This window comes from Rhizobium aethiopicum (assembly GCF_900094625.1).
GTDB lineage: Bacteria > Pseudomonadota > Alphaproteobacteria > Rhizobiales > Rhizobiaceae > Rhizobium > Rhizobium aethiopicum.
In genome coordinates this window covers 266,465-290,342 of the sequence record NZ_FMAJ01000008.1, presented here as the reverse complement: position 1 = coordinate 290,342, position 23,878 = coordinate 266,465, and the positions used below count along the sequence as shown (strand labels likewise).

The following is a 23,878-nucleotide window of genomic DNA, read 5'->3' as shown; positions in this document are numbered from 1 at the left end:
TCACGCCTATCGGCGTATTCTCGCCGCCTCGCCGGACTATCTTGCCCGCCATGGCCTTTCATCAACCGCGTTCAACCAGCTTGCGAAGAGCGGTCTCAAAGGTCGTTGTGCCCTTGTGCGATCGGGCCTCGCTGCCTTCGAACTCGATCCAGCCTTCGTTGAAGCCGTCAAGCATGCGCATACGGGGTCGGGGGTTCTGCATGCCCTGGTTCAAAAATAACGCTTCCCATGTCTCTCTTGCAACCGCCTCAGCACGGACCGTCTTGCCGAGCACGGCAGAGAAGGCCTCCGCCATCTGCAGCGGCGTGATGCGAAAAGGGCCCTCAAGCTCGACGATGCGTTGACCGGTCCAATCCTCCTGCAGCATTTCAGCCGCAACGGCGCCGATATCGCGCACGCAAACCATTGGCACGGGTTTGGTGAGCGGCTGCAGGAAACTTGGCATGATGCCGCTCTCCCTTGCAGGCGCGATGTCCCAGGCTGAATTCTCCATAAACCAGCCGGCGCGCAGGAAGGCGACCGGCATCGGAAGTGTCGACAGAGCCTGCTCGACGAGGCCGAGCTGGCTCAGCAGGTTCTCCTCCTTTGCCTGAGCGCCGATCGTCGATAGGCAGACCACCTTCTTCGGTGACGCCCTTGTGAGCGCCGTCGTCAGTGCTTCGATGATTGCCTTTACCTCCGGGAAACCCGGCGCAGGATCGAAGCTTGGCGGCAGAAGCAGGAAGACGCCCTCGGCGCCTTCGAAGGCTAGCGCGAGCTCCGGCGCGTCCGTCATGTCGGCAATGGCGATTTCCGCACCGCGATCCCGCCAGGCGCCTGCTTTTTCCGCGTTGCGCAGGACTGCCCGGACAGGAAGCCCCTGATCTATCAGATTCGCGCCGACCACGGCGCCGACTTGGCCTGTTATTCCAGTCACAGCAAACATTCTCGGCCTCCTATCGGCAGCGGCCTGCGCCGCGATCAATGAAAGATGCGCCAAAATCGCTTTTGACTGAATTGCCCTTTTGTCAGATATTTCATGACAAAATATCAGGAATTGGATGATGTTCGACGGACGTTTGCTGAATGGGGTCAGCGTGCTGGCCGCCGTGGTTGAGAGCGGCAGTTTTGCGCGGGCAGGCGAGGCGCTGGGGCTGACAGCTTCTGGTGTCAGCCGGGCGGTGGCGCGGCTTGAGAGCCGTATCGGCGTACGCCTGCTCGAGCGGACGACGCGCTCCCTGAGGCTGACCGATGAGGGCACGCGCTTCTACCAACAGGTCGTGCCGCTACTTGGCGGCATCGAAGAAGCCGCTGCCTATGCGGCCGGGACGACCAAGACGGTGCGTGGGAGGCTACGGATCAATGTGGATCCCTATTTTTCGCGGCTGATCCTCGGTCCGAAGCTCGGCACGTTTCTCGACCGCTATCCCGATCTTCAGATCGAGGTGGTCACAAGGAACGAGATCGGCGATCTTGCCGCCGACGGCATGGATGTGGCGGTGCGCTTTGGCGAAATCCCGGCGAAGAGCTCGCTGATTGCCCGGCAGCTTTTTCGCACGAGGGTGATCACGGTTGCCGCGCCGTCCTATCTTGCGAGGCACGGCACGCCGAAGCTGCCTGCCGACCTAACCGATCATACCTGCATCCAATATCAGGACCCTTTGACGGGGAGGCCTTTCAAATGGGAGTTGCGGCGCGGAAAGAAGGTGGTGCCGATCGAAACTCGTGGCCGCGTCCTCGTCAATGATGCAGGCACGGCGCTTGCCACCTGTCTCGCCGGCATCGGCATCGCCCAGGTCTTCTCGCTCGGCATGAAGCCCTATCTCGACTGCGGTCAGTTGGTCGATCTCTATCCGGATTGGCCTGATGAGACCTTTCCACTGCACTGCTTCCACACCTCCCGCCATCATGTGCCTGCCAAGGTTCGCGCCTTTATTGATTTCTGCGTCGAAATCGCCAGCTAGATGTCTCTGCCTGCCTTTTTCCTTACGATCAGCGATCGCAGACAGAAGTACAAGGTTCTCGGGAGCTGTGTGGCGGCGTTGCTCGGTCCGGCGCTTGCGCGCACGCTACCGATTATCCCGACATCAGTGTTGAGGTCGTGATCGACTATGGGCTGACCGACATTGTCGTAGGGCGTTTCGATGCATTCTCGGTCCTGCTCGATGCATTGCGGCATTCGAGAAAGCATAGTCCCGAGCAGGTGCTGCCGGAATGGTCCTGCAGGCCTGTGCCGATGTTCCTCATCTACGCCCCTAAACCGCCGGCCGACAGCGATGCTGCGGACGGTGATCGATTTCCTGGTGGAACGGTTTGGCTAACTCGATCGACGTCGACATGGCGACGGGCATGTCGGCTCATCGTCCGCACGGCGAGACCCTTCTCACCGGATCAAAGCCCGTGATAAAAGCGCTCATGGGCATCAAGAACTATTTGATCGAAGGCAGTTCGGGCACTGGAAAAACGTCTGTCGCCTCCGAACTGGAGCGGCGGGGCTACCATGTTGTCCATGGTGACCGCGTCCTGGCATATGTGGGCGACCCCGAAACAGGCCGCGCACTCGCGGGACCACCCGAAGGCGCCGACCGCATTGCCTGGGGATTCGCACATTGGATCTGGCCTGCCGAAAAGGTCCGGGCCATTGCTGCCGACACCACCCACCCTGTTACTTTCTTCTGTGGCGGCTCGCGCAATTTCCACAAATTCCTTCACCTCTTCGATAAGGTTTTCGTGCTCGACATCGACGTTGAGACTTTGAACCGAAGATTGGATGGGCGGCCCGATGAGCCGGGCTTCGAGCCGGCCGAGCGGGCTCTCGTACTCCGTTACCATAATAGCCGGGAGTATCTTCCCGTCGGTATCAATATCGACACGGCGGGTAGCATCACATGCGTCGTCGACGACATCCTCGCTCAACTGACCTGAAGTCCTATAGCTGAATCGGATGCGAGCGCCTGAACGCTGCCGGCGAGTTGGGCGGAAACGCACCTTGGGCCTCGTCATTCCTGGCCTTGGGCCCCCAACCCATGGCCATAGCCGATGATGCCGACGTGGGCCCTCGGGGCAAGCCCGAGGACGACGGAGGGTGGGCGGGTGGTACCCGGGTATGCGCGCGCTCAAGAAGCGCGCGCTTTTACTTGCATCTCAGCGGAAACCGCCGCTGGCGGCCAAGCGTTCGCCGGTCAGCCAGCGGGCGTCGTCGGAGGCGAGGAAGACCGCGACGTCAGCGATATCATCAGGCTGGCCGATGCGGCCGAGCGGCGTCTGGGCGGCGATGCTCTGCTCGAGATCCGAGCCGATGACGCCGGCCGTGTGCGTGCCCTCGGTCTCGACCATGCCCGGCAGGATGGCGTTGACGCGGATCTTGCGCGGGCCGAGCTCCTTGGCAAGCACGCTGTTGATGCCCTCGACGGCTCCCTTGGTGCCGGTGTAGACGGCAGTGGACGGCAGCCCCAGGGTGGTGACGACCGAGGAGATGTTGATGACGCTGCCGCCCTCGCCGAGATGTTTGACCGCTGCCTGCGTGGTCATGAGAACACCGAGAACGTTGACGTCGAAGATGCGGCGATACTGTTCCTCGGTCACCTCGTCGATCGGCGCGAATTCATAGACGCCCGAATTGTTGACCAGCACGTCGAGCTTGCCGAATTCCTTGACTGCGGCATCGACCAATCCCTGCGCCTGCTCGGCCTTCGACACATCGCCCTGGACCGCGATGGCCTTGCCGCCCTTGGCGCTGATCGCCTCCACCACGGCATCTGCTCCCGCCTTGCTCGAGGCGTAATTGACCACCACTTGCGCCCCCTCTGCTGCGAACGCCTTGGCGATCGCAGCGCCGATGCCCTTGGAGGCTCCGGTTACGACTGCGACCTTTCCTGTGAGCTTAGCCATCTGTTGTTCCTTCTGATCCGGACAGCCGCCGGAATTGGCAGCCTCGTTCCGTAGTTCAGAAATTCGGAACTGTTGATCTCGATGTCAAGTGGGACTATATAAAATTCATGAGACCGCTCTTTCACCCAGCCCTGGAGGACATAAAGCCCGAGGCGATCCTCTATGCGCTCTCCGATCCCGAGCGCGTCGCCATCTATGCGAAGCTTGCCGGTGCGGCCGGCGGCGGCACCTGTTCTGCGCTGGCTGACCTCGGTGACCGCATCATTCCAAAATCGTCACTGTCGAACCATTTCAAGGTGCTGCGCGAATCCGGGCTGATCCGCAGTGAGCGCCAGGGTGTCGAGATGCGCAACCAGACCCGCTGCGCCGAGCTCGACGAGCGCTTTCCCGGGCTGGTCAGCGCGATCCTGATGGCTTACGGACAGCTTGCCAAAGAGCCGAAGACGGGTTGATCCGCCCCTAGAGCAGAAGGCTCCCGCATGCGGTCAAGCCGGGGACGAGACCTGCTGGTGTCGTCCGTTATAAGGTTTTGGCAGAAACTTATAACTATGGTGTGAGATCGCCCCACTCGCTGCCCGTCAACTTTAAAACCAGGAAACGCGACCGAAGCTCCCTCGCCATCGCGCGACGATGTAGCATCGCTGTCGCCGGCCCTCGGCAAAGCAGCATTCGAGCACAAGAAAGGAAAAATCTTGGCCGAGAATGATTATGATGCTTTCGCCGCGGCCTATGACGCCGACAACGAGGCGAATGCCTGGAATGCCTATTACGAACGGCCGGCCATTCTCTCCCTGGTCGGCGAGGTTGCCGGTCTTCGTGTCCTTGATGCCGGATGCGGCGGCGGGGCGCATGCGGCGGTCCCCATCGAGCGCGGCGCTCAAGTGACCGGGATCGATTCGAGCGCGGGCATGCTTGATATCGCCGAGCAGCGCCTGGAAGGGCGCGCGCGCCTGCTTGCCGCTGATCTCAACCAAGCCCTGCCGTTCGAAGATCAAACCTTCGATCTGATCCTTGCCTCGCTTGTCCTGCATTATCTGCCGGACTGGTCGGGGCCGCTCGTGGAATTCCACCGGCTGCTGCCGCGAGGCGGCCGTCTGGTCTTTTCCACCCACCATCCCTTCATGGACCACCCGTCGAGCGGCCGCGACAATTATTTCGAGACCTACAGTTTCGACGAGACTTGGCAGCGCGGCGGAAAGGATATCGCCATGCGCTTCTGGCATCGGCCGCTGCACGCCATGTTCGACGCCCTCAAATCGGCCGGCTTTACGATCGATATCGTCAGCGAGCCCCAGCCCGATCCCCGCGCCCGCATGCTCTTTCCGCAGGCCTACCGCAGCCTGACGACCACGCCGCGCTTCCTGTTTTTCTCGGCGGTGAAAGCATGAGGGGGATCAGGCGGGGTTTTTCTGAAGCGCGTCGCGTCCAAAATATTCCGCCGGCTCGGGAACAACGGGCTTCGCCGATCGTAACTATTATGGGCCGTGCGGAGGTGCTTATAACACAGCCATGCACTTCGATACTCTGTGCGGCCCACTCCAGTTCAAAGCTAGGGCGCGTCCACGTATGTGCGAGCGCCCGCATGATTGCCCACTTCTGATCGACACAGCGATTGGAGCCGCACCCGCACCCTCCGTCATCCCAGGCCTTGAGCCTGGGATCCATGCGGGCGAGGCACTGCGTGCCGACGGTGTGCGACGCAAACAACTGCAGCCGCGTGCGTGGCTGTGGATCCCAGGGTCAAGCCCTGGGATGACGGAGTGTGGGGTTGGCCTTGTTGCCCAACGCACCCGCCGGTGCGGACGGAGGATGAGGCACGCTCTGCGGCAGACCCCCATATCACCCCTTCGCCCTGCGCAGCGCAATCAGCCCCCGCCGCAGCCACAGCAATTGCTGTGGCGGCATCTGGCGCAGATGTTCGTAGTCCATCACCGCGACATTATAGACGGTGCTCCGCACCTGCGGCCCGTCCTCGCAGCGCAGAAGAACGGCCTGCAGTTCCATCATGCGATTGCTGGCCTTGCGGGCGCGGTCGGCGAGGCTTTCGGTCACCTCGCCTTCGTGGCCCTTGACGGCAAAGAGCGACTGGGCCCTGGGGCTCGGGGCCGGGATGCCCGTCGTCTTGTGGTAGCGGGCCATGACCTCGGCATAATCGTCGCCGGCCTGGCGCTGCTCGTCGGTGATCAACCCGTCGAGGAACATGCGGCCAAGGGTATAGCCGGCATAGGGGCTTCTGACGGTCTCGTCATCAACCTTCCTGCCGAAGCCGTGGATGCGCCGGCGCGCCGCCATCGCCACGCTGATATTCTCCTTCTCGGTTTCGAACGGCTTGATCTTGCCGCAGGGGAAACGCTCGACATTGGCCTTGCGCGGCCGGCCGGCGCCCTTGTTTGCCCGCTGTATCTTCACCTTGGTGGCCTTGCCGCCCATCGGGATGGTCCTTCCTATTGAATGATGCCGTTTCGAAGTGCGGCGGCGACCAGCGCGGTCTCCTTGAACACGCCGAGTTTCGCCTTGGCGTTGGCAATGTGGGTGTTGACGGTGATCGGCGAGATGCCGAGGATGGTGCCGATCTCGGCGGCGGTCTTGCCTTGCGCCATCCAGCCGATGATTTCCCGCTCGCGCGGAGTCACGGCGCTGATCACGGCGCTCATGGCGCCGGCCCGTCGATCGTCGGCACACGCGGCATCGTCACCTCGGCGCCCGACAGCGTCACCCGCCTGACACGGTCGGGATGGCGGATCGGCGCGGGCGCCGCGCCGGCGGTCGCCAACTGCTTGCGCGCATCCTGCCTTGACGGAAACCTGTCGCGGTTGCGATGCGCCATGTTGATGACGGTGTTTTTCTTCGAGCCGAAGAGTTCGGCGATCTCACGCGCCGAAAACCCTTCCTGCCAGAGCTTCTGCGCCTTGACGATCTTGTCTTCCGTCCAGAACAGATCTCTCATCCCACTGCCTCCTGTGCGTCTCGTGCGGCCTTTGCGATGACCGGATTGTCGGGAAACATCTCAGCCAGCGCCCGTTTGGCGCTGCGGCTGCCGTTTGCCGCCTGTCTCAGCAGCCGCATCTTTTCGGCCGCGACCTTCGGCAGCGGCTGTTCGGGTGGCGCCTCGACGCGCGGCCGGCGTTGCGCCATCATCACCGCCTGCTGCTGGCGGGCGATCTCGGCGAAGCTCGCCGAGCTCGGGGCGAAGGCGCGGTTATGATCGCGGACCTTGCCCGAGAGGAACAGCTTGGCGGCCAGCCAGACCGCCTCTGCCGGAATGCCGTCGATGGCAACGAGATAGGCGCGGAGCTGCATGTCGGGATCAATGCCGGCGGAGGCCGGAAAGCCCGAAAGCATCCCCGCTATGATCTTGACCGGAGAGGAAATCTCTTGCGGCATCGACCGATGTCCTTCTGCCCACGCTTGCATTGATCGGCCCGGCTTCCCTCGCCTTCTCATTGAAATACCAGTCGGATTTGATCGCCCGCCAGCCGCGCAGGATCTGCATCTCGGCGGCCTCGACCGGGTTGCCGGTCTTGAGATACTCCCTGACCTGGATCCTCGCCGCATAGACCGTCAGCGGCTTCTTCAGCGTGCGGCTGCGATGCACGATGATCGCCTCCGCCAGCTCCTGCCCCAGCACCGGGCTGAGGATCTCCATGATGTCCTTATCGATCTCTTCCTTTTGCATGCGCATCCCTTTCCGCTCGCCCACTGCCGATCTCAAACCGGCAGCCTGCGTCGGGCGCCGGCGAAACCGACCAGGGCGCCGGGCTTGGCGGCGCGACCGGCAAACCGCCTGGCCTTGCCGGCGGCGTAATCCTGCTGGGCGGTGTCGCCCTTCTCGGCGCTGCGAAGCCGGTGGATCTCGCTTTCCACAGAGGGTACCGACATGCCGACGATGGCCGAGATTTCGATATAGTCCCGGCCGGAGCGGAAGAGCTCGAGGGCGTTCATGTGAGTGCCTTGATAGGCTGTGGCGATGCTCATCGCTTGATCCTCTTTCTCATTTCGATCCGCAGCCGGCCCTTCCCGCCAGGCGGGCGCCGGCCAGATCGTTCAGTTTCAAACCTGTGGAAGAGGCTGGCGTCGCCGAGGGAGCGCGACGCCAGCTGCCGATAGCCTTCAGGGAGGAGTGAGGCTGTCGGGTTTGGTGGTCGGCTGAGAACCGGGCAAGACCGGCGTCTGCCGCATCTCCTCCGGATCCGTCTGCCGGCCGCATTGCTCGCAATGGCGTTCGATCACCTCGGCGATCGACAGCGTCCTGCCGCAGTGCGGGCAACCGGTGTAGCGGGCATTGGCAAAGCCCGAAAGCCGGGGCCGGTTGTTGAAAATCTCGATGCTTGTCATGGCTATAAGGGTACGTAAAATACCTCGCACACGTCAAGCGATTTAGGGCATTACATATACCTTTTTTTAGGGTATAATTTATATCATGTTGAAAGATCAAGAACAATTTGAGCGCGAAGAACGCGCAAGGCGTCTGGTCATGGCCAGGAAGAACGCGGGCTTTGCCGGGCCGAAAGCGATCGTCGATCGTTTGGGCTGGAACGCCAATGTCTACAAGGCGCACGAGTCGGGCCGGAACGGCTTCGGCATCGCCGACGCGAAGAAATATGCCAAGGCGTTCAGGGTCAATCTCAACTGGCTGCAGTTCGGGACCGGCGATGCGCTCGATCCGGAGGAGCGGCCGGTCTCCGTCGCCGACGTGCCGAAGATCTCCTGGGTCAGCGCCGGGCAGCTGACCGAGCAGGCGCCGATCACCGACTTCTCGGAATTTCCGACGGTCGCCGCGCTCGATCTGCCCGATGGCGACTGGATCGCGCTCGAGGTCGAGGGCAATTCGATGAACAAGATCTCGCCGCCGGGCTCGATCATTTTCGTCAATCGCCGCGACAAGCGCCTGGCGCCGAACGCGCTCTATGTCGTCGCCGACGAGACCGGGGCCGCCACCTACAAGCGCTACCGCCCGAACGACAACCCGCCCTTCCAGCCCGCCTCCTACGAGGAGGTGCCGCCGCCGGAATTCCAGGGCGCCGTCACCATCGTCGGCCGCGTCCGCCGGTCGGTGATCGAGATGTGATAGCAAGGCACCCGGAAAATGCCAGTTCATTCAGTGGCTTAATTCTTATCATTCCAGCAAAATTCCAACCACTTCCCAAAAAGATTCAAGATCATCCGCCTGCGCTCACGAACCGGCAGACCTGGCTCCAAATCGCGACACTTGCCGTGCTGATCACAGCTTTCGGCGCCACGCTGGCGATCCTGCTTTGATGCGAACCTCTCGCAAGCCCGAGGCCGGCTCCGCCCGGCGCTTCGATCACCACACGCAATGCATGCAGCAACCTTGCGAGACCGACGGCTGCAAACAACCGCCTCGAAGGCAGGCCTCAAAATCTGAAAGCCGCGACGCGCCGCAGAGCGGATCATCGCCGCCGCGCCGCGCGCCTGCGATATCCTGATCTCTCTCACTCCTCTCTCTTCCATCTCTTTCCAGTTCCTGAAGGCTGGTGAGGGAGGGTTCCGGCCAAAGCTTCCCCCTACCCCATGAGCAAAGCCCATGAAGCCGGGAGAGCATTGGCCATGTCCTGAAGGCCGGAGCCGGGATGGGACACGTGCCAGAGGGGCCATTCGCTTCGCCCTCGTCCTGATTTTCTGACAGCGCACTTAAGGACTTTCGCTTCCCGCGCCGCTGGGCTTCGTCAGCTCGGGAGTTGCACCCGGTCGCCCAATCATCTGCCCGAGACATAAGCCTACGATTCGTACCTCGTCAACCTATTAGGTATTTTTTATACCTCTTGTCGTTGACGCGCGAGGGTATCTTATATACCTTTCTTTCAAGCAACGACCAGCCGGCGCGAGAGAGGGGCAAAGCGATGCAGCATATCCGCGGGATCGAGACCGAGCAGAGCCGGCGGGACGCCCGCTGGAATGCGGCACAAGGGCTCGGCGATTGCGCCGCCTATATGGCCAACGAGGCCCAGCGCATGGGCGCCCTCGGCTTTGCCTATCTCGCCCGCCCCGAGCATTCGGTCCGCGGCCCGTCATGGCTGCGCGGCGCCACGGCCAGCGTCGAGGCGCATTACCGCTACGCCCGCGAGATCATGGGCATCACCGATGGCGATCAGCTCTATGCTTGAAGGAGAACAGGACATGTCCGCCGATTGCGTCATCAAGGCCTTCTCCGGCTGCGCCTGCCCGCCCTGTCAATGCGGAAAAAAGCCCCTCACCCCGGCGCCCGTCACCTTCGTCTCCTGGCGGATTCAAGCAATCACCTGCATCGCCTTCGGCTTCCTGGCCGCGATCCTCTCGGCCGCGTGGATGGAGCCGCAACTCAAGAATCGCGATCTCGATCACCAGGAGCAGGTGTCATGGAAGTAAGCGAATGCTTTTCCAAGCGCCGCCGGTCAGGAGCTGAACTTGATATCGCTCGCCTTGGCTGCGGTAATGAATGCCCGCCGCACCTGCTCGGGCTCGGCGACATCATTGAAGACATCGAGCACAAGCAGCTCGGCAGCCTTGGCCGCCGGCGTCTGCTCCGGCCAATCGTTGAGCAACGTATTGCCGGCCTGGACGACGTTATAAACGGTCCTGGTTTTGCCATTGATGGTGATCTTCACCGGCTTGAAGCTTCGTCGCCTGCTCATGATGCAGCCCCCCAACGCGGAACACGCGACTCAACGAGCGACGTCGGGACTCGTTCCGGTTGAGGTGACTATCTCACATGTTATCGTCGCTGGGCGAATCAACTTGCCGGCAGCCAGACGTCGAAAGCCAGAAAACGTGGCGACCAGTTGCCGCCTGACGCACAGGAGACGCAATGCTTGGGCTGGTTGTAAATAATTCGTTCTTTCGAGAAGAAACGGACAATCATACGCCTAGTCCATCTGAATATAGCCGCCAGAATGGTATTCACCATAGTATTACTCATTGCAATAAATATTGATTTGCGCAAGTAATTGCGCAGCGCCTAGCCGCGCAAACTATGAAACACCCCCCTTTCTCGACCCCGCTTTCGCGGGGCTTTCTTTTTCTCAGTCGCACCTCCGGATGCAGGCCCTGACCCAGCAAGCCGGCGGCAGCTTTGGGATATCCACTGAGGAATTCGACCGAACGTACGAGCATGCTTTAAACGACTGGCGGTCAGGAGCTGAACTTGATTGCCTGCTTTGGCCGCGGTCGCCTGCTCATCATGCAGTCCCCAGGCGGAGTAGCGCCTCAAGAGCGACGTCGGGCCTCGTTCCGGTTGAGGTGACTATCTCACATGTTATTGTCGCTGCGCGAATCAACTTGCCGGTAGCCAAAACGTGCCAAAGCCAGAAAAACGTGGCGACCAGTTTACGTGGACATACGCCCTCTGGCTGTTGCCGCTTCTGGGGCAGGATTGGCTTTATTGGCTTGCTCCCCAATGGGACTGGTGGACGGTCGATCTTTTCGTCTTCCTCGCAACGCTGATCGCCATCGCAGGCTCCCTCTGCTTCAACCTGGCGCTGCGGCGCTGGCGGCGGGTCCTCTCTCTTCTGACAGCACCCCTGCTGTTGCTCTTCGCGCTTTATCTCCTCGGCACGGCCGGTATAACGTCCGATAGCGTTCGATTTGCGCTGACCAGGCAACCATATCTGGCTGAGATCGAACGAAGCGACCCGCCGGACGAGGCGCCGCGCTTCCGCACATTCGTATGGGACGACACGTTCAGGAATAAGACATACTCGACGCTCGTCTATGATGAGAGTGACGAGATCGCCTTGCCGAAAGGCGCGCAATCTGCAGCCTGGCGACAGCGCCTTCATAAAGCCTGTTCGGAAAACAAGAAAGAATGCGTCAGTCTCGATCCGGGTCCGGACGAGGTCGTCAGCCTCAGAAAGATCGGCGAGCACTTCTATATTCTGGACAATAGTCTGCCGAACGCGTTTCCTTAAGCCAGATGCTGCCGGGCACTTCATCGGCTGGCGGTACGAGCAAATCCGCACCGGCTTTCTCGGCGTAATCCAGAAGCAGTTCGACAGCGCGCGTCAGCAAGAGGAATACTCGCCCCTTCTTGTGGCTCGGGTGGAGTATTCCTTGTACCTTGATCACGTGAAGGAGGCGCAGACGAAACTGAAGACTGAGGTCTACCAGCACCTCCACGAATTGACTGACCTCAACCGGGAACTGACCGTAGAGAATATAATGGAGAAATGGCTCGATACCGTTCTCTCGGACAAGTTCACCGATCTAAGCCTCGCCGGTCTAAAGGTGATGACCGACAACGCCGATATCCTCAAGACTGCTGACGACAACTGGCGGCGCAAATTTCCCGAACTCGCCGCAGCTCAGCTCGATTAAATCTGGTGCGCCAATCTGCTCTGCATACTTTGCAGCTGCTCGAACATTACGGTTGCCGGGCCTGCCTCGTGAAATTGGAAGACGTACATCTCGTCGCGCTGGATACCCCATAGCGTTCGTAGAAGTTCACGTGTCAGTGTAGCATCACGACGATCCATGTCGACGTCTTTGCTGTTGCTCAGCTGCCAAGTCAGCGTGCGCAATATTTCATAGATTGCGTCGAACTCATAGAGGAATGGAAACCTGAAGCTCAGGCCGATGCTTACGCCTTCGGACCCATATCGCCCGGAACCATCCCGACTGATGACCAACGTCCCATTGCGAAGCTTACCATAATACAGCTTGTAGTGTCGGCCGGTAATGCGAGGCAGGTTATATCCTGACCAGTCATCGGCGATCCCGACATCGCTTTCGATTACGCGCCATTGCCCTCCACCATATGACAACCGGTCATTCAGCAAGCGACCAGCGCAGACAGTGCGCTCGAAAATTTCTTCGGTCTGCTTCCGCGACGTGTTTAAAATCCATGGCCTCCAGGGTAGCTGCCTGCTTATGAACTTCCGGATGTACGACCGGATCGGGAAAGACTTCATCGAAATCTTCGGATAGCCGGATTGCTTCGCGGTGTTCTTCGATTTCGTCCTGCAGCGTCTGTCGAGCTGATTTGGTCTCCGTCTTTTTCCAGAACATCTTCCCCTCCACCCCTCGAATCTTGCACCGCCGCGTCCGCTGATACCGTCAGCATATACAATGTTGATGAGTTCTTTGCATGGCTATTGATGAAAACTTCTTGATGAAGGAAATCCTGAAACTGAACACCGCCGTCGCCGGGATTTCGGGTAACATCGATGGTTTCCTGCGATTCATCTATCGTCGGAAGCGGCGGCAGATCATCGAAGCAGGGAAAGTGGCTTACGCTGAAGGAGAAGTAGGAGAATGACTACCCTGAGGAAGAGCGTTGCCCTCGTTATCGGAACGTTGGCAAAGCGCCCGAGGCAATGGACGCTTCTCGATCAGGGCTCATACCCAGATGGGCTTCCCCATTTTGATTAATCTATGAGTGAGAAACGAAAAACCCCGCCGGAGCGGGGTTTCTAGCTGGTCGGAGTGGAGTGATTCGAACACTCGACCCCCACGTCCCGAACGTGGTGCGCTACCAGACTGCGCTACACTCCGTGACCAGCGGCGCTTCTATAGAACAGCCTATCTGGTTGCACAAGCGCCAAATTTCAAAAACCCGACGGATTTTTTGACGGGTTGATGACAGCGGCCGGGATGGGACGCCGCTGCAAAAAGACACACCCTCGGCAAATCGAACGGAAGTGCAAAAGGGGCAATTTTCTTTTGCCGGGTTCCGCGCTAAAGGGCTCGGCGGGACAGGCGAAACCGCCGTGACGGCGGCTTCGCAGCCAATGCGCTAGAGATCAGGAACGACACGATGAAACTCCGCACCATCACCGCGGCCGGGCTTGCCATTGCGCTTGCCGGATGCACGACCATTCCTTCCGCCGGCAATCCGATCGAGGCCCGCTGGGTCGGCAAATCGGCCGGCATCTTCTTTGCCGCCTATGGGCCGCCGATCAGCGATCGCGAGGAAGGTGCGAGCACCATCTACGCCTGGCGCGGCGGCTACAAGACCGTGCGCATTCCGGCGAAATACGCCGAGGGCGCCGATGGCAAGCGCGGCAAGCAGATTTCCGCCGCCCGCACCGCCTATCTGCGCTGCCAGGCCGAAATCACCACCAATTCCGACTACACGATCCGCGACATCCGCACCGTCGCCGACATTCCGGGCGTCAACGGCCCGTCCTATTGCGCCGAGTTCCTGGCGCCCGAACAGAAGTAACGGGCTCATCCGGCTTATGGAGACAGGCGGCAAGGGTGCCGCCTGAGACCGCCGGTAACGCGTAGATACCCCCTCTGCCCTGCCGGGCATCTTCCCCACAAGCGAGAGATCGGATGGGCTTCAGGGTTTCCCTGAGCAATTTCCGTTTACAACGTCGCTCGTCTTTTCAGACGAATCTGCGCATCGGCCAGCGAGGACGAAGTCTTCGCCTCCTGCCAATCTCCCCCCGTGTGGGGGAGATGCCCGGCAGGGCAGAGGGAGGTTCCACAGGATTCGACGCCCACGTCTGCCCACGCGCCGCGTGATGTCGATAATCGCGATCGTCTTGCCGCGTCCCCTCATTACGATAATGATAGGAGACCATCGCTGCCCGCCGAGCCGGCCGATTGAGCTCAGCCCTCCGCCGGGCCGTAGAGGCCGAGCTCCTCGAGAAGCGCCCGCTGCCGGTCGGCGTTTTCGACCAGGAGGGCGGTGTAACGCTCGACGATGCGCGCGCGATGGCCGGGATCGGAGACGGCGGAGAGCGCGCCCGTGATGGCGGCGATCTTTTCCGAGGTCTGGCGCAGTTCTTCCAGCAGTTCCGCCTTGACGCCGGCTTCCGCGACCACCTGCTTCGTCACCTTGCCGATGCCGGCCGGCGTGCGGCTGCCGGCCGAGACGTAACCCTCCGGCAGGTCGCCCTTGAGATTGACGACGGATTTGAAGCGGATGACGTCGAAGATCTGGTCGACCGCCTGCTTGGCGCCGGTCACCCGCGAGGGGTGATCGGTGTCGGCGGCGGCATGCGGCAAGAGCTCGAGCTTGCCCTTGTGGCGCTGTTCGAGCGGCAGGTAGGGCAGCATCGGGCCGCTGAGCGTGCCGGTCGCGGCATCGCTGAAGAGGTCGGCGTCGATTGCCGCATGGGCGATCTTGCCCGACGACAGCGCCGCGTCGAGCGCGTCGGTATCGACCACTTCGCCGCGGTCGTAATTGACCAGCACCGCGCCATGGTTCATGGCGGAGAGCACTTTCGCGTCCACCGTGCCGGCATTGGAATAGATGCCGGTCGATGCATCCAGGCGGCCGAGGCCGATATGGACGGAGAGCACATCGGCGCCGCTGGCCGCTTCGGCCGGGCTTGCGGCATAGTTAAAGCCCTCGGCCTCGATCCAGCGCTTGTGATGCTCGCGGGCATAGATCGCCACCTGCATGCCGAAAGCCCTAGCGAGCTTGGCGACTTCACGGCCGATATTGCCGTAGCCGAGCACGGCGAGCTTGCGGCCCTCGAGCTTGGCCGTCGGGAAATCCTTGAGCTGGCGGCCGGTATCGAAATCGCCGCCGGCGACCATCCGGTGCAGCCGGTCGACCGGCAGGTCGGGAACGACCTTCAGGATCGCCTTCACGGCCATCTGTGCGGTCGCGCGGCTGTTGATGCCGGGCGTGTTCATCAGGGCCGCGGTGCCGCCCTCGCCGTTGCCGCCGCCCCAGGAGGCCGAGCCCATATTGCCGGTGCCGGCGCCGATGCGCACGCCGCCGAGCGGGAAGACCGAGGCCTTCGGGATGAAGGTCGCAGCCGCAATCAGGGCGTCGTACTGGCCCTTGTCGGTCTGCGGCAGGATTTCCGCCTCGGTGCTCAAGTTCGGCTGGTAGAAGAAGTGGATGCGGCCCTTTTCGAGGCCGGCGCGATCGCCGAGCGGGCCGAGATGGAAGACCCCGCCCTTCTCCTCGATATAGGCCTTGACCTCGCTGTAGTCAGGCTCACCGTCGGCGCCGAAGCGCAGGCCGACCAGATCGGCGATCAGCACCGTATAGGCGCGGTTCGGATCATCCTTGCGCAGCGCGCCTTCAGCTTTGACCGGCGCCTCGAAGGTTACGCCGTGTTTTTCCAGCTCTTCCTCGAGAACGACGATCTTGGCTCTGAGATAGGCATATTGCAGATTTTCCAGGAGCGCCACTACATCTTCCGGCTCGCGGATGCCGCCAACCCAGGCGCGGTAATCGCCCGGCGTGCCCGGGAAGGCGTTGACGTAGCGGGCCGCGTCGAGGCCGGGCTCGTATTCGCCGTTCGGATGGGTGATGCCCTCATAACCGAGCAGCTGCTTGGAGCGGGCAATGATACGAGCGTGGATGGCGGCATCGGTGATGCCCTGATCCTCGACCTTCAGCAGCGTCACCGCCGCACCGCGCCGCTCGGCATCGGTGACGGTCAAAGACAGAAGCGGGTGCGACTTGACCCATTCGTCGATCACGGCGCGATTGGCGGCGGAGCGGCGGTTGAGCTCGACGACCGAGCCGACCCTGGCCTCCGACTGCAGCAGGCCGAAGGTGGTCTCCGCAAAGGCGAGCGCGCTATAGGTGTTGATGACGCCGCCGAGCATGCGGTCTTCGGCGGCATCGTAGAATGGGCCGGCATCGACGGAGCGCTTAGCCGAAAACGGCTGGCGCGGATCGATCGGCGGCGCGATCTTCAGCTGCCGCGGGATCGCCCAGGCGGGATCCTGCTGGTTCTTCTCGATCAGGGCCAGGGCATGCGGGGTGAAGGAGGCGACGAAATAGCCGGAGATGCCGCCGATCGCCTTCTGGAACGGCATGAACAGGCAGCATTTCGCCATCACGGCGCTGACCAGTTCGGGCTCCCAGGGCATGGCGCCGAGCATCGAGGTGGCGTCGAACACCGCATGGCGGTTGGCCGGATCGCCATCGAGCCAGTTCAACAGCTCGTGGATTTCGCCGCTGGTATAGGCATTGGCCCCAGTCGTCTCGTGGCCGACGCCGACGAAGATCGACACGCCGAGGGCCGACAGTTCGGCCGCCGTCGGGATCACGCCCTCGGAGGCGGCGAAATGAATGCGGCTCTCGCAGCCTTTTTCGGCGAAGCGCTGCATCTCGATCAGCTGTGTGGCCCATGACTGGCGGAAGAAGCCCGCCGCCTTGGACGGATCGCTCTCCGGCCGCGGCGTATCGACATAGACGCGCTGGCCGGCATCGTTGGCATTCATCAGGTGCTGGATGCAGACGGTGAAGCCGCTGTGGCCGCCGCCGAGACCGACCGCCATGCGGTTGGTTTTGGGAAAGCCGAAATAGCGGTGGATCGCCCGCATCATGTCGGTCAGGATCTTGTCGGCCGGATAGCCGCGATGCATGCTGCGGGAAATCTCGGCCGTGGTGAAGCCGCCGATATCGTTGCCCTTGTCGTCGAACTTGCGATAGGTCTTTTCGATCCAGGCGTCGAAGGCGATGCGCCGCAGGCGGCTGTCGACCTCGTCGGTCGTCGCATCGGTGATCGGCCCGACGCCGAAGAACGGGTTGGACGGCAGTCTCGGCGCGCCAGACGCGGTCTGTCGAAGGGCGCTCAACCGCTGTTCCTGCATCTGCGCGATATCTGTCATTGCCTGCCTGTCTCTGTCCGGAGCTGAAGTTGCCTTCATGGTGAAGCGACTGCCCCGGCGACACAACCTCATATGCGCCGAACAACAGGCGAAACGCGTCATCAGGATACTTCGCCCACGCAAGCCCGACAGTGCACCGGCGATTTATGCCTCCCACTGAGATTGATCAGGAGCCGGAATCTCTTGGCAAATACGCCCGCTGCTCCGGACAGGGACGCAATCGCGCCATCATAGACGACGGTGATGACACGTCTGTTCGGCGTGAAGAACGAAGTGTGCACTCTTTGGCATGAACGCATCGACATCTGGCAGTTCCGCCACTGGCAACGCCTGCTGCAGCCATGCGAATTTGCCCGGCCGACAACAATGGGAAACACGATGCGCCGCGATACCGAACTGCTGGATGCGATCCAGATCTATTTCGACGCCCTCTATGCCTGCGATCTCGCCTTGTTCGACCAGGTCTTTCACCCCGCCTGCAGCCTGTTCGACGCAGACGAGGGAAGGATCACGGTCGACCCGATCGCAAATTACCGCCAGGTGATCGCCAAGCGGGTGTCTCCGGCCAGCCGCGCCCAGGATCGCGAGGATGAAATCATCCTGATCGACTGGCTGTCGCCGAAGGCTGCCACGGTCAAGGTCCGGCCGCGCATCCATGCCAATATCTTCATCGACCACCTCTGCTTCGCAAGGGGCGCCGAGGGCTGGCGCATCGTCGCCAAGGTCTGGCATCTCGAAAGCGTCAAATCCTGAACCTCAGGCGAGCGCGGCGGTGCCGCTGTAGGCGACATCGCCGGCCCGAAACCGGCGGGGCGCTGGTCGATGCCGCCACGCGATCGAGGCTTTACCGGAGCGGTGATGCCAGTCGTGGCGGGCGCATGGCGACGCCGTTGCGCCCGCTTGCCCGCCGTGCTCGGCTGTGGATCCCAGGGTCAAGCCCTGGGATGACGGAGGAGAGGTGGTGCCGGGAGCACACGCCTCGCCGGCGTGGGATGGGGCTTCTGACGGAGGAGAGATAGTGCCGGACCCGTCAGCTCCACCGGCGCGATGCAAAGGCGCGCGTCCTGCACCGGCGGTACGTGTGGTGAGAACGCCACCCAACACTCCGTCATCCCAGGGCTTGATGTAAAGCCCTGGGATGACGGAGGAGAGGTGGTGCCGGGAAACACAGGACTCGCCGGCGCGATGAGGCCGCGGCTCAGCGGCGGTAATGGAACTGCGGCAAGCGGAGGCACACGCTGCACCGTCTGTGGGTTTGGCAAGAACGCCAACACACACTCCGTCATCCCAGGGCTTGAACCTGGGATCCACAGCCAAGCACTCGACTTCATTGGTCTCCCCGCAGCGGCACCGCATCCGCGTCACGACGACGGACCGTTCTTCCATGTCAGCTTAAACACGCGCAGCCAGTTGTCGAAGGCGAATTTCGACAGGCTCTCACTGTCGAAGCCGTTTTTGCGCATCGCTTCGAAGAGCTGCTGCAGGCCGCTCGCATCCTTGATCGCGCGAGGAATCACCGCGCCGTCGAAATCCGATCCGAGGGCGACCCGGTCTTCGCCGACGCGGTCGATCAGATATTTGATATGGTCAACGATGTCGTCGAGCGGGGTATCGTCAATCAGGTGGCCATCCGCCCGGATGTCGTTGACCGAGAGGTTGAAGCCGATCACGCCGTCGGTGTCGCGGATGGCGTCGAGCTGCCTGTCGGTGAGGTTTCGGGTCGACGGGCAGACGGCATGGGCGCAGGCATGGGTGACGACGAGAGGGGCGTCGCTCAAGGCTGCCACATCCCAGAATCCGCGTTCGTTCAGATGCGCCAGATCGATCATGATGCCGAGCCGATTGCAGGTCCTGACCAGCTCCTTGCCGATCGCGGTCAGCCCGGGACCGGTATCCGGCGACCTGGGATAGGCGAAGGGAACGCCGTAGCCGAATATGTTCGGGCGGCTCCAGACCGGCCCCAGCGACCGCAGGCCCGCATCATAGAGCTGCTTGAGATAGTCGAATTCGCCATCCACCGCTTCGGCCCCTTCCATATGAAGCACGACGGCGAAGGCGCCCTCGGCTCTGGCGGCCGCGATCTCATCGACATTGACCGCCAGGCGCATCCGACCACCGGAGCGGCGGATCAATCCCTCCAGCGCCAGACGCTGGGCCTCGATCTGCCGGCGGGCATAAAGCGGATCGAGGCTCTCGGCATAGACGACTTCGTAGCCGTCTTCTTTTATGATCAGGTCATTTTCCGGCGGATGCTCCGGGCCCGCATGCAGTGCAAACAAGCCGCCGACCAGGCCGCCCTCACGCGCCCGCGGCAGATCGAGATGCCCGGTTTCCGACCTCAGCAGGAAGTCCCGGCCGGACGGCGTGTATTCGGCGATGAACTGAACGGCGTCATTGTGCCCGTCGAAGATTTCGATGTCGGCCATGTCGGTTTGCTCCGAGGGTTAACTTTGCATGGTCGGGACGCTTGGATTGCCGAATAGTCACTGCGGCGTGTGGCACCCCCCTCTGTCCTGCCGGACATCTCCCCCACAAGGGGGGAGATTGGTTGGGCTCACGGGCTTCCCCAAACAATGACCGCTTACATCCGTATATCAATAGAAGGGACCGAGGTGTTCGCCGCTTGCCGATCTCCCCCCTTGTGGGGGAGATGCCCGGCAGGGCAGAGGGGGGTGCCACAGAACCGGACGCCCCCTAACCTTCGCCTACGCCGCCTCTTCCTTCTCAGCCGCCCCCTCCGCCAGCTTGCGCGCCGCGACGAAATCGACCTTGCCGGAGCCCAGCACCGGCACCTTGCCGATGGTGACCTCGGCCGGGACCATCATGTCCATGGCGCCCCTGGACTTGGCGAAGGCGAGGAATTCGGCGCGGGTGGCGGTTTCGGCTTCGGTGAGCAGCACCAGGCGCTCGCCCTTCTTGGGGTCGGGCAGCGAGGAGACGACCGAGAGCGCGCCGGGCCAGAGCTCGGCGGCGAGCGCCTCGATTGCCGCCAGCGACACCATTTCGCCGCCGATCTTGGCGAAGCGCTTGGCGCGGCCGCGGATCTTGACGAAGCCGTCCTCGTCGATGGTGACGATGTCGCCGGTGTCGTGCCAGCCATCGGCGAGCGGTTCGAGCACGCCGGGCTTTTCGGCGCGGAGATAACCGGCCATGACATTGGCGCCGCGCACATGCAGCCTGCCGCCCTCGTCGATGCCGGGCACCGGCTCGAGCTTCCAATCCATGCCCGGCAGGATTTTGCCGACCGTGCCGGAGCGGTTGTACATCGGCGTGTTGATCGAAATCACAGGCGCGGTCTCGGTGACGCCGTAACCTTCGAGGATGCGCAGGCCGAATTTCTCCATGTAGGTGTGGCGGGTCGAAGCCTTCACCGGCTCGGCGCCGGAGAAGATGTAGCGGATCGAGCGGAAATCATAAGGATGCGCCGTCCTGGCATAGCCGTTGAGGAAGGTATCGGTGCCGAAGATGATCGTGGCGTTGGAGACATAGATCAGCTCCGGCACGATGCGGTAATGCAGCGGCGATGGATAGAAATAGACCGGCACGCCCGAGATCAGCGGCAGCACGGTGCCGGCCGTCAGCCCGAAGGAATGGAAGACGGGCAGGATGTTGAACACCTTGTCGCCGCTGTGGAAATCGATGCGGGCGGCGGCCTGGGCGGCGTTCGACAGGATGTTGCGGTGGGTCAGCACCACGCCCTTCGGCGTGCCCTCGGAGCCCGAGGTGAAGAGGATGACGGCCGGATCGTCGGCCTGGCGCTTGACGAGCGGCCGCGCCTTGCGGAGAAGCCCGATGAGCTTGTCCTTGAATGAGATTTCGGTTGTGAGATCATCGAGCCAGACGATCGTCAGCTGCTTTTCCAGCTCCTCGATGACAGGGCCGAGCTTGGCCTGGGTGACGAAGGCGCGCGAGGTCAGCACGTGTTTGACCTCAGCCGCCTTGCAGGCAGAGAGGATATTGGCGGCTCCGGCGGTGAAGTTCAGCATGGCCGGAACCTTGCCGGCGCTCATGACGCCGAGCAGGGTGGCGGCGGCGCCATTGGCATTCGGCAGCATGACGCCGAGGTTCTTCTCCGGGAAACGGGCGCGGAACTTGGCGCCGAGCACGGCAGCACCCGTCAGCAGCTTGCCATAGGTCAGCCGGCCGGTGACCGGATCTTCGACGGCGAGCTTGCCCATGCCGAATTCGTGGCCGGCCTGGATAACACGCTCGAGCACGGTGGACGAGGTATCGGCGGTGCGGAACAACAGGTTCGACATCACCTGGTAGAGGGCGGCACCCGCTGCCGTGCGACGCTTGCGGCCTTTCAGCTCCGGCGGCACTTCGAGCTTTACCGGCTCGAGAATGGTGACCTTGACCTTGGGAAACAGCCGGCGGCGGATCTTGCCGTTGTCGAGATAGGAGAAATAGGTCTTCTCCAGCCCGTCGATCTTGACCGGCACCACCATCGAGCCGGTCTTGTCGGCGACCATGGCGGCACCGTCATAGACCTTCATCAGCGTGCCGGTCACCGTCAGCCGGCCTTCGGGGAAGATGCCGATCGGGTTGCCTTCCTGCGCCACCTTGATCAGCGAGCGCGTCGCCATCGGCTTTGTCGCGTCGAGCGGCAGGAACTTGCACAGTTTCAGGAAGGGCCGCACCCACCAGGCCTGGGCGATCTTGTAATCGACGGCAAAGACCGGCTCCTCCTCGGTGATGGCGAGCGCCAAGGCGCCATCGAGCAGGCTGACATGGTTGAGAGCAATGATCGGCGCCGGGCCGGCCTTCTTGATATTCTCCAGCCCCTCGACCTCGAGACGCATGAAGGCGCGGAACAGGATCGAGATGAAATCGCGGAAGGCATTGGTCGGCAGCGTCTTCAGCATCAGCCAGGCGACGGCGAAATTGACGATGCCGAGGCCGATCAGGATCTCAGGGATGGAGGCGCCGAGCGCCTGGATGACGGCGACGAGGCCGAGGCCGACGGTGATGAACAGCGCCGACAGCACATTGGCGGCGCCGATGACGCGGGCGCGGCGGTCCTCATGCGCCCAGCTCTGCAGGCCGGCGAAAGTCGGCACCGCGATGAAGGCGCCGGAGATTGCCATGCCGGCGAGATCGATGGCGACGCGGATGGTATTTTCGCCGGCGAAGAAGGCGAGGATGGTCGTCGCGTGCGACGTCGAAGCGAGGCCCCAGAGGTTCCAGGCGAGATCGAGGCTGAAGAGGCCGAGCAGCGCCGTACCAACAGGGGCCGGCAGGAGCACGATGCGGCCTGATGACATCCAGGCGGCGATGCCGGAGCCGATCGCGACGGCCACCGCAAAAACGGTGAGATAGGCCGGCACGACGAGCTCGGAGCCGCCGAGCAGCTCGGTCACCATGGTCGGCAGGATGGAGAGAATGAAGGCGCCGACCAGCCAGAACCAGCAGTTCATCAGCGCCGAACGCCACAGCCGCTTGTCCTCACGGATTTCCATGACCAGCGTGTAGCTGGAGCGGATGACATTGCGATCGATCTGAAGATCCGGCGCCTTGGAGCCGGTCGGCGGGATCATGCGGGCCGAAAGCCAGCAGAGCAGCGACAGCCCCATCATCATCGAGCCGAAGAGCAGCACATTGTCGCCGCTTGAGAAGGCAAGGGCGGCGATGATCGTGCCGCCGAGAATGGCGATGAAGGTGCCGCCCTCGATCCAGGCATTGGCCTTCGGCAGGTCGCGGCGTTCGAGATGATCGGGCAGGATGCCGTATTTGATCGGCCCGAACAGCGCCGAGACGACGCCGAAGCCGAAGAGCGCCACCATCAGCACAAAAATCGAGGAAAAGCCGAGGCCGACGACGGCAAGAGCGGCGATGCCGATCTCGCAGCGTTTCAAGAGTTCGGCCACCTTGGCCTTGTCGTGCTTGTCGGCGATTTCGCCGCCGAGCGCCGAGAGCAGCAGGAAGGGCACGATGAGGATGACGCCGGCAAGCGTCACCAAGGCTGCCCCCTCGCTCGCCGACATCTTGAAGAGGATGAGGAATACCAAAGTATTCTTGAGGAAATTGTCGTTGAAGGCAGTCAGGAACTGTGTCCAGAACAGCGGCGCGAATTTCCTCGATGTCATCAGATTGTTTTGCACGGCGAGACCCTCTTTTGGTGGGCAGAGAAGGCCACAGAGTTGTTACGCAAAAGTTGAGTGCGATAACAACTCTGCGATGTGGTTAAGGAAGATCAATCTTCATCGCTACGATTGAATTTGACCAGCAGCTTTTCGGTGCGGGCATCTTCGACCTTGCGGATCAGCTTCTCGGATTCGGCATTGTCGCGCAGCGTCTTGGTGATATTCACCGTCGTCTGCACCAGCATCAATATGCCCATGGCGAGATAGCCCTTCCCCCAGAGATCGAGCGGCATCATGTAGAGGCCGAGCGCCAGCATGAAGGCGGCGGCGCCGAAGGAGATGTAGGAGAAGCTGACCCAGCTGGCGGAATGTTTCTGGAAACTGTCGTTCATGGTCTTTGT

The 23,878-nt window shown here is 62.0% G+C and carries 28 protein-coding genes, 1 tRNA gene and 2 pseudogenes; 14 read left to right on the top strand and 17 right to left on the bottom strand.

Annotated features, from left to right (window positions below):
• Nucleotides 1-61 precede the first annotated feature (61 nt).
• Nucleotides 62-925: an NmrA family NAD(P)-binding protein gene (locus GA0061105_RS19175; protein WP_092752208.1), complete on the bottom strand. Its 864-nt coding sequence runs from the start codon at nucleotides 923-925 to the stop codon at nucleotides 62-64.
• Nucleotides 926-1,043: 118 nt separating this feature from the next.
• Between GA0061105_RS19175 and GA0061105_RS19170 the strand changes: the two genes are divergently transcribed.
• The 4 genes and pseudogenes from GA0061105_RS19170 to GA0061105_RS19165 all read left to right on the top strand — a co-directional run bounded on the left by GA0061105_RS19170 (nucleotide 1,044) and on the right by GA0061105_RS19165 (nucleotide 2,904).
• Entirely contained in the window at nucleotides 1,044-1,943 is a 900-nt protein-coding gene (locus GA0061105_RS19170; RefSeq protein ID WP_092752281.1) for a LysR family transcriptional regulator, read from the top strand.
• Nucleotides 1,944-2,018: 75 nt separating this feature from the next.
• Nucleotides 2,019-2,128, top strand: a pseudogene (locus tag GA0061105_RS34080) (LysR family transcriptional regulator); the annotation flags it as partial.
• 48 nt (nucleotides 2,129-2,176) lie between these two features.
• A pseudogene (locus tag GA0061105_RS33420) lies at nucleotides 2,177-2,300 on the top strand (LysR family transcriptional regulator); the annotation flags it as partial.
• Nucleotides 2,301-2,394: 94 nt separating this feature from the next.
• On the top strand, nucleotides 2,395-2,904 hold the full coding sequence (locus GA0061105_RS19165) for an adenylate kinase family protein (RefSeq protein ID WP_064694196.1): 510 nt from the start codon (nucleotides 2,395-2,397) through the stop codon (nucleotides 2,902-2,904).
• A 219-nt stretch (nucleotides 2,905-3,123) separates the two neighbouring features.
• On the opposite strand, the gene GA0061105_RS19160 is transcribed toward GA0061105_RS19165, so the two are convergent.
• On the bottom strand, nucleotides 3,124-3,870 hold the full coding sequence (locus GA0061105_RS19160; protein ID WP_092752206.1) for a glucose 1-dehydrogenase: 747 nt from the start codon (nucleotides 3,868-3,870) through the stop codon (nucleotides 3,124-3,126).
• A gap of 107 nt (nucleotides 3,871-3,977) precedes the next feature.
• Here GA0061105_RS19160 and GA0061105_RS19155 point away from each other — a divergent pair, with 107 nt between their 5' ends.
• Nucleotides 3,978-4,322: an ArsR/SmtB family transcription factor gene (locus GA0061105_RS19155; protein WP_064694146.1), complete on the top strand. Its 345-nt coding sequence runs from the start codon at nucleotides 3,978-3,980 to the stop codon at nucleotides 4,320-4,322.
• A 240-nt stretch (nucleotides 4,323-4,562) separates the two neighbouring features.
• On the top strand, nucleotides 4,563-5,258 hold the full coding sequence (locus tag GA0061105_RS19150) for a class I SAM-dependent methyltransferase (RefSeq protein ID WP_092752204.1): 696 nt from the start codon (nucleotides 4,563-4,565) through the stop codon (nucleotides 5,256-5,258).
• Between the two features lie 451 nt (nucleotides 5,259-5,709).
• On the opposite strand, the gene GA0061105_RS19145 is transcribed toward GA0061105_RS19150, so the two are convergent.
• The 7 genes from GA0061105_RS19145 to GA0061105_RS19115 all read right to left on the bottom strand — a co-directional run bounded on the left by GA0061105_RS19145 (nucleotide 5,710) and on the right by GA0061105_RS19115 (nucleotide 8,205).
• Nucleotides 5,710-6,300: a hypothetical protein gene (locus tag GA0061105_RS19145; RefSeq protein WP_092752202.1), complete on the bottom strand. Its 591-nt coding sequence runs from the start codon at nucleotides 6,298-6,300 to the stop codon at nucleotides 5,710-5,712.
• Nucleotides 6,301-6,314: 14 nt separating this feature from the next.
• Nucleotides 6,315-6,512, bottom strand: a complete 198-nt coding sequence (locus GA0061105_RS19140; protein WP_184458465.1) for a response regulator transcription factor — start codon at nucleotides 6,510-6,512, stop codon at nucleotides 6,315-6,317.
• An 8-nt stretch (nucleotides 6,513-6,520) separates the two neighbouring features.
• On the bottom strand, nucleotides 6,521-6,817 hold the full coding sequence (locus tag GA0061105_RS19135; protein ID WP_064694143.1) for a GcrA family cell cycle regulator: 297 nt from the start codon (nucleotides 6,815-6,817) through the stop codon (nucleotides 6,521-6,523).
• Complete coding sequence (locus GA0061105_RS19130) at nucleotides 6,814-7,212, bottom strand: hypothetical protein (RefSeq protein ID WP_064694142.1); 399 nt, start codon at nucleotides 7,210-7,212, stop codon at nucleotides 6,814-6,816. Before GA0061105_RS19130 ends, GA0061105_RS19135 begins: the two co-directional genes overlap by 4 nt.
• Nucleotides 7,178-7,546 (bottom strand): hypothetical protein, encoded by a 369-nt coding sequence (locus GA0061105_RS19125; RefSeq protein ID WP_092752279.1) that lies wholly within the window; start codon nucleotides 7,544-7,546, stop codon nucleotides 7,178-7,180. Before GA0061105_RS19125 ends, GA0061105_RS19130 begins: the two co-directional genes overlap by 35 nt.
• Nucleotides 7,547-7,578: 32 nt before the next feature.
• A complete protein-coding gene (locus GA0061105_RS19120; protein WP_092752200.1) occupies nucleotides 7,579-7,845 on the bottom strand; it encodes a hypothetical protein in 267 nt (88 codons plus the stop codon).
• Nucleotides 7,846-7,980: 135 nt separating this feature from the next.
• Nucleotides 7,981-8,205 (bottom strand): hypothetical protein, encoded by a 225-nt coding sequence (locus GA0061105_RS19115; protein ID WP_092752198.1) that lies wholly within the window; start codon nucleotides 8,203-8,205, stop codon nucleotides 7,981-7,983.
• Nucleotides 8,206-8,290: 85 nt separating this feature from the next.
• On the opposite strand from GA0061105_RS19115, the gene GA0061105_RS19110 reads away from it, so the two are divergent.
• The 3 genes from GA0061105_RS19110 to GA0061105_RS19095 all read left to right on the top strand — a co-directional run bounded on the left by GA0061105_RS19110 (nucleotide 8,291) and on the right by GA0061105_RS19095 (nucleotide 10,236).
• Nucleotides 8,291-8,938: a S24 family peptidase gene (locus GA0061105_RS19110; RefSeq protein ID WP_092752196.1), complete on the top strand. Its 648-nt coding sequence runs from the start codon at nucleotides 8,291-8,293 to the stop codon at nucleotides 8,936-8,938.
• A 793-nt stretch (nucleotides 8,939-9,731) separates the two neighbouring features.
• The gene (locus GA0061105_RS19100; RefSeq protein WP_064694137.1) at nucleotides 9,732-9,995 is read left to right on the top strand and encodes a hypothetical protein; all 264 of its coding nucleotides are present in this window, start codon (nucleotides 9,732-9,734) and stop codon (nucleotides 9,993-9,995) included.
• A gap of 13 nt (nucleotides 9,996-10,008) precedes the next feature.
• Complete coding sequence (locus tag GA0061105_RS19095; RefSeq protein ID WP_092752192.1) at nucleotides 10,009-10,236, top strand: hypothetical protein; 228 nt, start codon at nucleotides 10,009-10,011, stop codon at nucleotides 10,234-10,236.
• Between the two features lie 26 nt (nucleotides 10,237-10,262).
• Here the strand turns inward: GA0061105_RS19095 and GA0061105_RS19090 are convergent, their stop codons facing one another.
• Nucleotides 10,263-10,502, bottom strand: a complete 240-nt coding sequence (locus GA0061105_RS19090) for a DUF982 domain-containing protein (RefSeq protein WP_064694135.1) — start codon at nucleotides 10,500-10,502, stop codon at nucleotides 10,263-10,265.
• A 660-nt stretch (nucleotides 10,503-11,162) separates the two neighbouring features.
• On the opposite strand from GA0061105_RS19090, the gene GA0061105_RS19085 reads away from it, so the two are divergent.
• Both GA0061105_RS19085 and GA0061105_RS19080 read left to right on the top strand, forming a co-directional pair.
• Complete coding sequence (locus tag GA0061105_RS19085) at nucleotides 11,163-11,774, top strand: hypothetical protein (protein WP_092752190.1); 612 nt, start codon at nucleotides 11,163-11,165, stop codon at nucleotides 11,772-11,774.
• A 142-nt stretch (nucleotides 11,775-11,916) separates the two neighbouring features.
• Complete coding sequence (locus tag GA0061105_RS19080) at nucleotides 11,917-12,180, top strand: hypothetical protein (protein ID WP_092752188.1); 264 nt, start codon at nucleotides 11,917-11,919, stop codon at nucleotides 12,178-12,180.
• Here GA0061105_RS19080 and GA0061105_RS19075 read toward each other — a convergent pair.
• Both GA0061105_RS19075 and GA0061105_RS19070 read right to left on the bottom strand, forming a co-directional pair.
• Nucleotides 12,177-12,641 (bottom strand): hypothetical protein, encoded by a 465-nt coding sequence (locus GA0061105_RS19075; RefSeq protein ID WP_092752186.1) that lies wholly within the window; start codon nucleotides 12,639-12,641, stop codon nucleotides 12,177-12,179. The genes GA0061105_RS19080 and GA0061105_RS19075 overlap by 4 nt on opposite strands.
• Nucleotides 12,631-12,870, bottom strand: a complete 240-nt coding sequence (locus GA0061105_RS19070) for a hypothetical protein (RefSeq protein ID WP_092752184.1) — start codon at nucleotides 12,868-12,870, stop codon at nucleotides 12,631-12,633. The genes GA0061105_RS19075 and GA0061105_RS19070 overlap by 11 nt, the downstream gene beginning before the upstream one ends.
• Before the next feature lie 79 nt (nucleotides 12,871-12,949).
• Between GA0061105_RS19070 and GA0061105_RS32890 the strand changes: the two genes are divergently transcribed.
• Nucleotides 12,950-13,120 carry a hypothetical protein gene (locus GA0061105_RS32890; protein ID WP_156665731.1) on the top strand — a complete coding sequence of 57 codons (171 nt, stop codon included), beginning with the start codon at nucleotides 12,950-12,952 and terminating at the stop codon, nucleotides 13,118-13,120.
• 159 nt (nucleotides 13,121-13,279) lie between these two features.
• Here the strand turns inward: GA0061105_RS32890 and GA0061105_RS19065 are convergent.
• Nucleotides 13,280-13,356: transfer RNA gene (locus GA0061105_RS19065), tRNA-Pro, on the bottom strand.
• A gap of 262 nt (nucleotides 13,357-13,618) precedes the next feature.
• Here GA0061105_RS19065 and GA0061105_RS19060 point away from each other — a divergent pair.
• On the top strand, nucleotides 13,619-14,026 hold the full coding sequence (locus GA0061105_RS19060; protein ID WP_092752182.1) for a hypothetical protein: 408 nt from the start codon (nucleotides 13,619-13,621) through the stop codon (nucleotides 14,024-14,026).
• A 392-nt stretch (nucleotides 14,027-14,418) separates the two neighbouring features.
• On the opposite strand, the gene GA0061105_RS19055 is transcribed toward GA0061105_RS19060, so the two are convergent.
• On the bottom strand, nucleotides 14,419-17,394 hold the full coding sequence (locus GA0061105_RS19055; RefSeq protein ID WP_092752180.1) for an NAD(P)-dependent oxidoreductase: 2,976 nt from the start codon (nucleotides 17,392-17,394) through the stop codon (nucleotides 14,419-14,421).
• Nucleotides 17,395-17,637: 243 nt separating this feature from the next.
• Here GA0061105_RS19055 and GA0061105_RS19050 point away from each other — a divergent pair, with 243 nt between their 5' ends.
• Entirely contained in the window at nucleotides 17,638-18,147 is a 510-nt protein-coding gene (locus tag GA0061105_RS19050) for a nuclear transport factor 2 family protein (RefSeq protein ID WP_245304377.1), read from the top strand.
• A gap of 608 nt (nucleotides 18,148-18,755) precedes the next feature.
• On the opposite strand, the gene GA0061105_RS19045 is transcribed toward GA0061105_RS19050, so the two are convergent.
• The 3 genes from GA0061105_RS19045 to GA0061105_RS19030 all read right to left on the bottom strand — a co-directional run bounded on the left by GA0061105_RS19045 (nucleotide 18,756) and on the right by GA0061105_RS19030 (nucleotide 23,869).
• A complete protein-coding gene (locus GA0061105_RS19045; protein ID WP_092752178.1) occupies nucleotides 18,756-19,820 on the bottom strand; it encodes a dipeptidase in 1,065 nt (354 codons plus the stop codon).
• Between the two features lie 279 nt (nucleotides 19,821-20,099).
• Entirely contained in the window at nucleotides 20,100-23,495 is a 3,396-nt protein-coding gene (locus tag GA0061105_RS19035; protein ID WP_092752176.1) for an acyl-[ACP]--phospholipid O-acyltransferase, read from the bottom strand.
• Nucleotides 23,496-23,587: 92 nt separating this feature from the next.
• Entirely contained in the window at nucleotides 23,588-23,869 is a 282-nt protein-coding gene (locus GA0061105_RS19030; protein WP_011424367.1) for a YiaA/YiaB family inner membrane protein, read from the bottom strand.
• Nucleotides 23,870-23,878: the final 9 nt, after the last annotated feature.

Excerpts from the sequence above, each read along its gene's own strand:
- GA0061105_RS19175 (WP_092752208.1), bottom strand. The coding sequence starts at position 925 with ATGTTTGCTGTGACTGGAATAACAGGCCAAGTCGGCGCCGTGGTCGGC.
- GA0061105_RS19170 (WP_092752281.1), top strand. The coding sequence starts at position 1,044 with ATGTTCGACGGACGTTTGCTGAATGGGGTCAGCGTGCTGGCCGCCGTG.
- GA0061105_RS19165 (WP_064694196.1), top strand. The coding sequence starts at position 2,395 with ATGGGCATCAAGAACTATTTGATCGAAGGCAGTTCGGGCACTGGAAAA.
- GA0061105_RS19160 (WP_092752206.1), bottom strand. The coding sequence starts at position 3,870 with ATGGCTAAGCTCACAGGAAAGGTCGCAGTCGTAACCGGAGCCTCCAAG.
- GA0061105_RS19155 (WP_064694146.1), top strand. The coding sequence starts at position 3,978 with ATGAGACCGCTCTTTCACCCAGCCCTGGAGGACATAAAGCCCGAGGCG.
- GA0061105_RS19145 (WP_092752202.1), bottom strand. The coding sequence starts at position 6,300 with ATGGGCGGCAAGGCCACCAAGGTGAAGATACAGCGGGCAAACAAGGGC.
- GA0061105_RS19135 (WP_064694143.1), bottom strand. The coding sequence starts at position 6,817 with ATGAGAGATCTGTTCTGGACGGAAGACAAGATCGTCAAGGCGCAGAAG.
- GA0061105_RS19130 (WP_064694142.1), bottom strand. The coding sequence starts at position 7,212 with ATGCTTTCGGGCTTTCCGGCCTCCGCCGGCATTGATCCCGACATGCAG.
- GA0061105_RS19125 (WP_092752279.1), bottom strand. The coding sequence starts at position 7,546 with ATGCAAAAGGAAGAGATCGATAAGGACATCATGGAGATCCTCAGCCCG.
- GA0061105_RS19120 (WP_092752200.1), bottom strand. The coding sequence starts at position 7,845 with ATGAGCATCGCCACAGCCTATCAAGGCACTCACATGAACGCCCTCGAG.
- GA0061105_RS19115 (WP_092752198.1), bottom strand. The coding sequence starts at position 8,205 with ATGACAAGCATCGAGATTTTCAACAACCGGCCCCGGCTTTCGGGCTTT.
- GA0061105_RS19110 (WP_092752196.1), top strand. The coding sequence starts at position 8,291 with ATGTTGAAAGATCAAGAACAATTTGAGCGCGAAGAACGCGCAAGGCGT.
- GA0061105_RS19100 (WP_064694137.1), top strand. The coding sequence starts at position 9,732 with ATGCAGCATATCCGCGGGATCGAGACCGAGCAGAGCCGGCGGGACGCC.
- GA0061105_RS19095 (WP_092752192.1), top strand. The coding sequence starts at position 10,009 with ATGTCCGCCGATTGCGTCATCAAGGCCTTCTCCGGCTGCGCCTGCCCG.
- GA0061105_RS19090 (WP_064694135.1), bottom strand. The coding sequence starts at position 10,502 with ATGAGCAGGCGACGAAGCTTCAAGCCGGTGAAGATCACCATCAATGGC.
- GA0061105_RS19070 (WP_092752184.1), bottom strand. The coding sequence starts at position 12,870 with ATGTTCTGGAAAAAGACGGAGACCAAATCAGCTCGACAGACGCTGCAG.
- GA0061105_RS32890 (WP_156665731.1), top strand. The coding sequence starts at position 12,950 with ATGGCTATTGATGAAAACTTCTTGATGAAGGAAATCCTGAAACTGAAC.
- GA0061105_RS19060 (WP_092752182.1), top strand. The coding sequence starts at position 13,619 with ATGAAACTCCGCACCATCACCGCGGCCGGGCTTGCCATTGCGCTTGCC.
- GA0061105_RS19055 (WP_092752180.1), bottom strand. The coding sequence starts at position 17,394 with ATGACAGATATCGCGCAGATGCAGGAACAGCGGTTGAGCGCCCTTCGA.
- GA0061105_RS19050 (WP_245304377.1), top strand. The coding sequence starts at position 17,638 with ATGACACGTCTGTTCGGCGTGAAGAACGAAGTGTGCACTCTTTGGCAT.
- GA0061105_RS19045 (WP_092752178.1), bottom strand. The coding sequence starts at position 19,820 with ATGGCCGACATCGAAATCTTCGACGGGCACAATGACGCCGTTCAGTTC.
- GA0061105_RS19030 (WP_011424367.1), bottom strand. The coding sequence starts at position 23,869 with ATGAACGACAGTTTCCAGAAACATTCCGCCAGCTGGGTCAGCTTCTCC.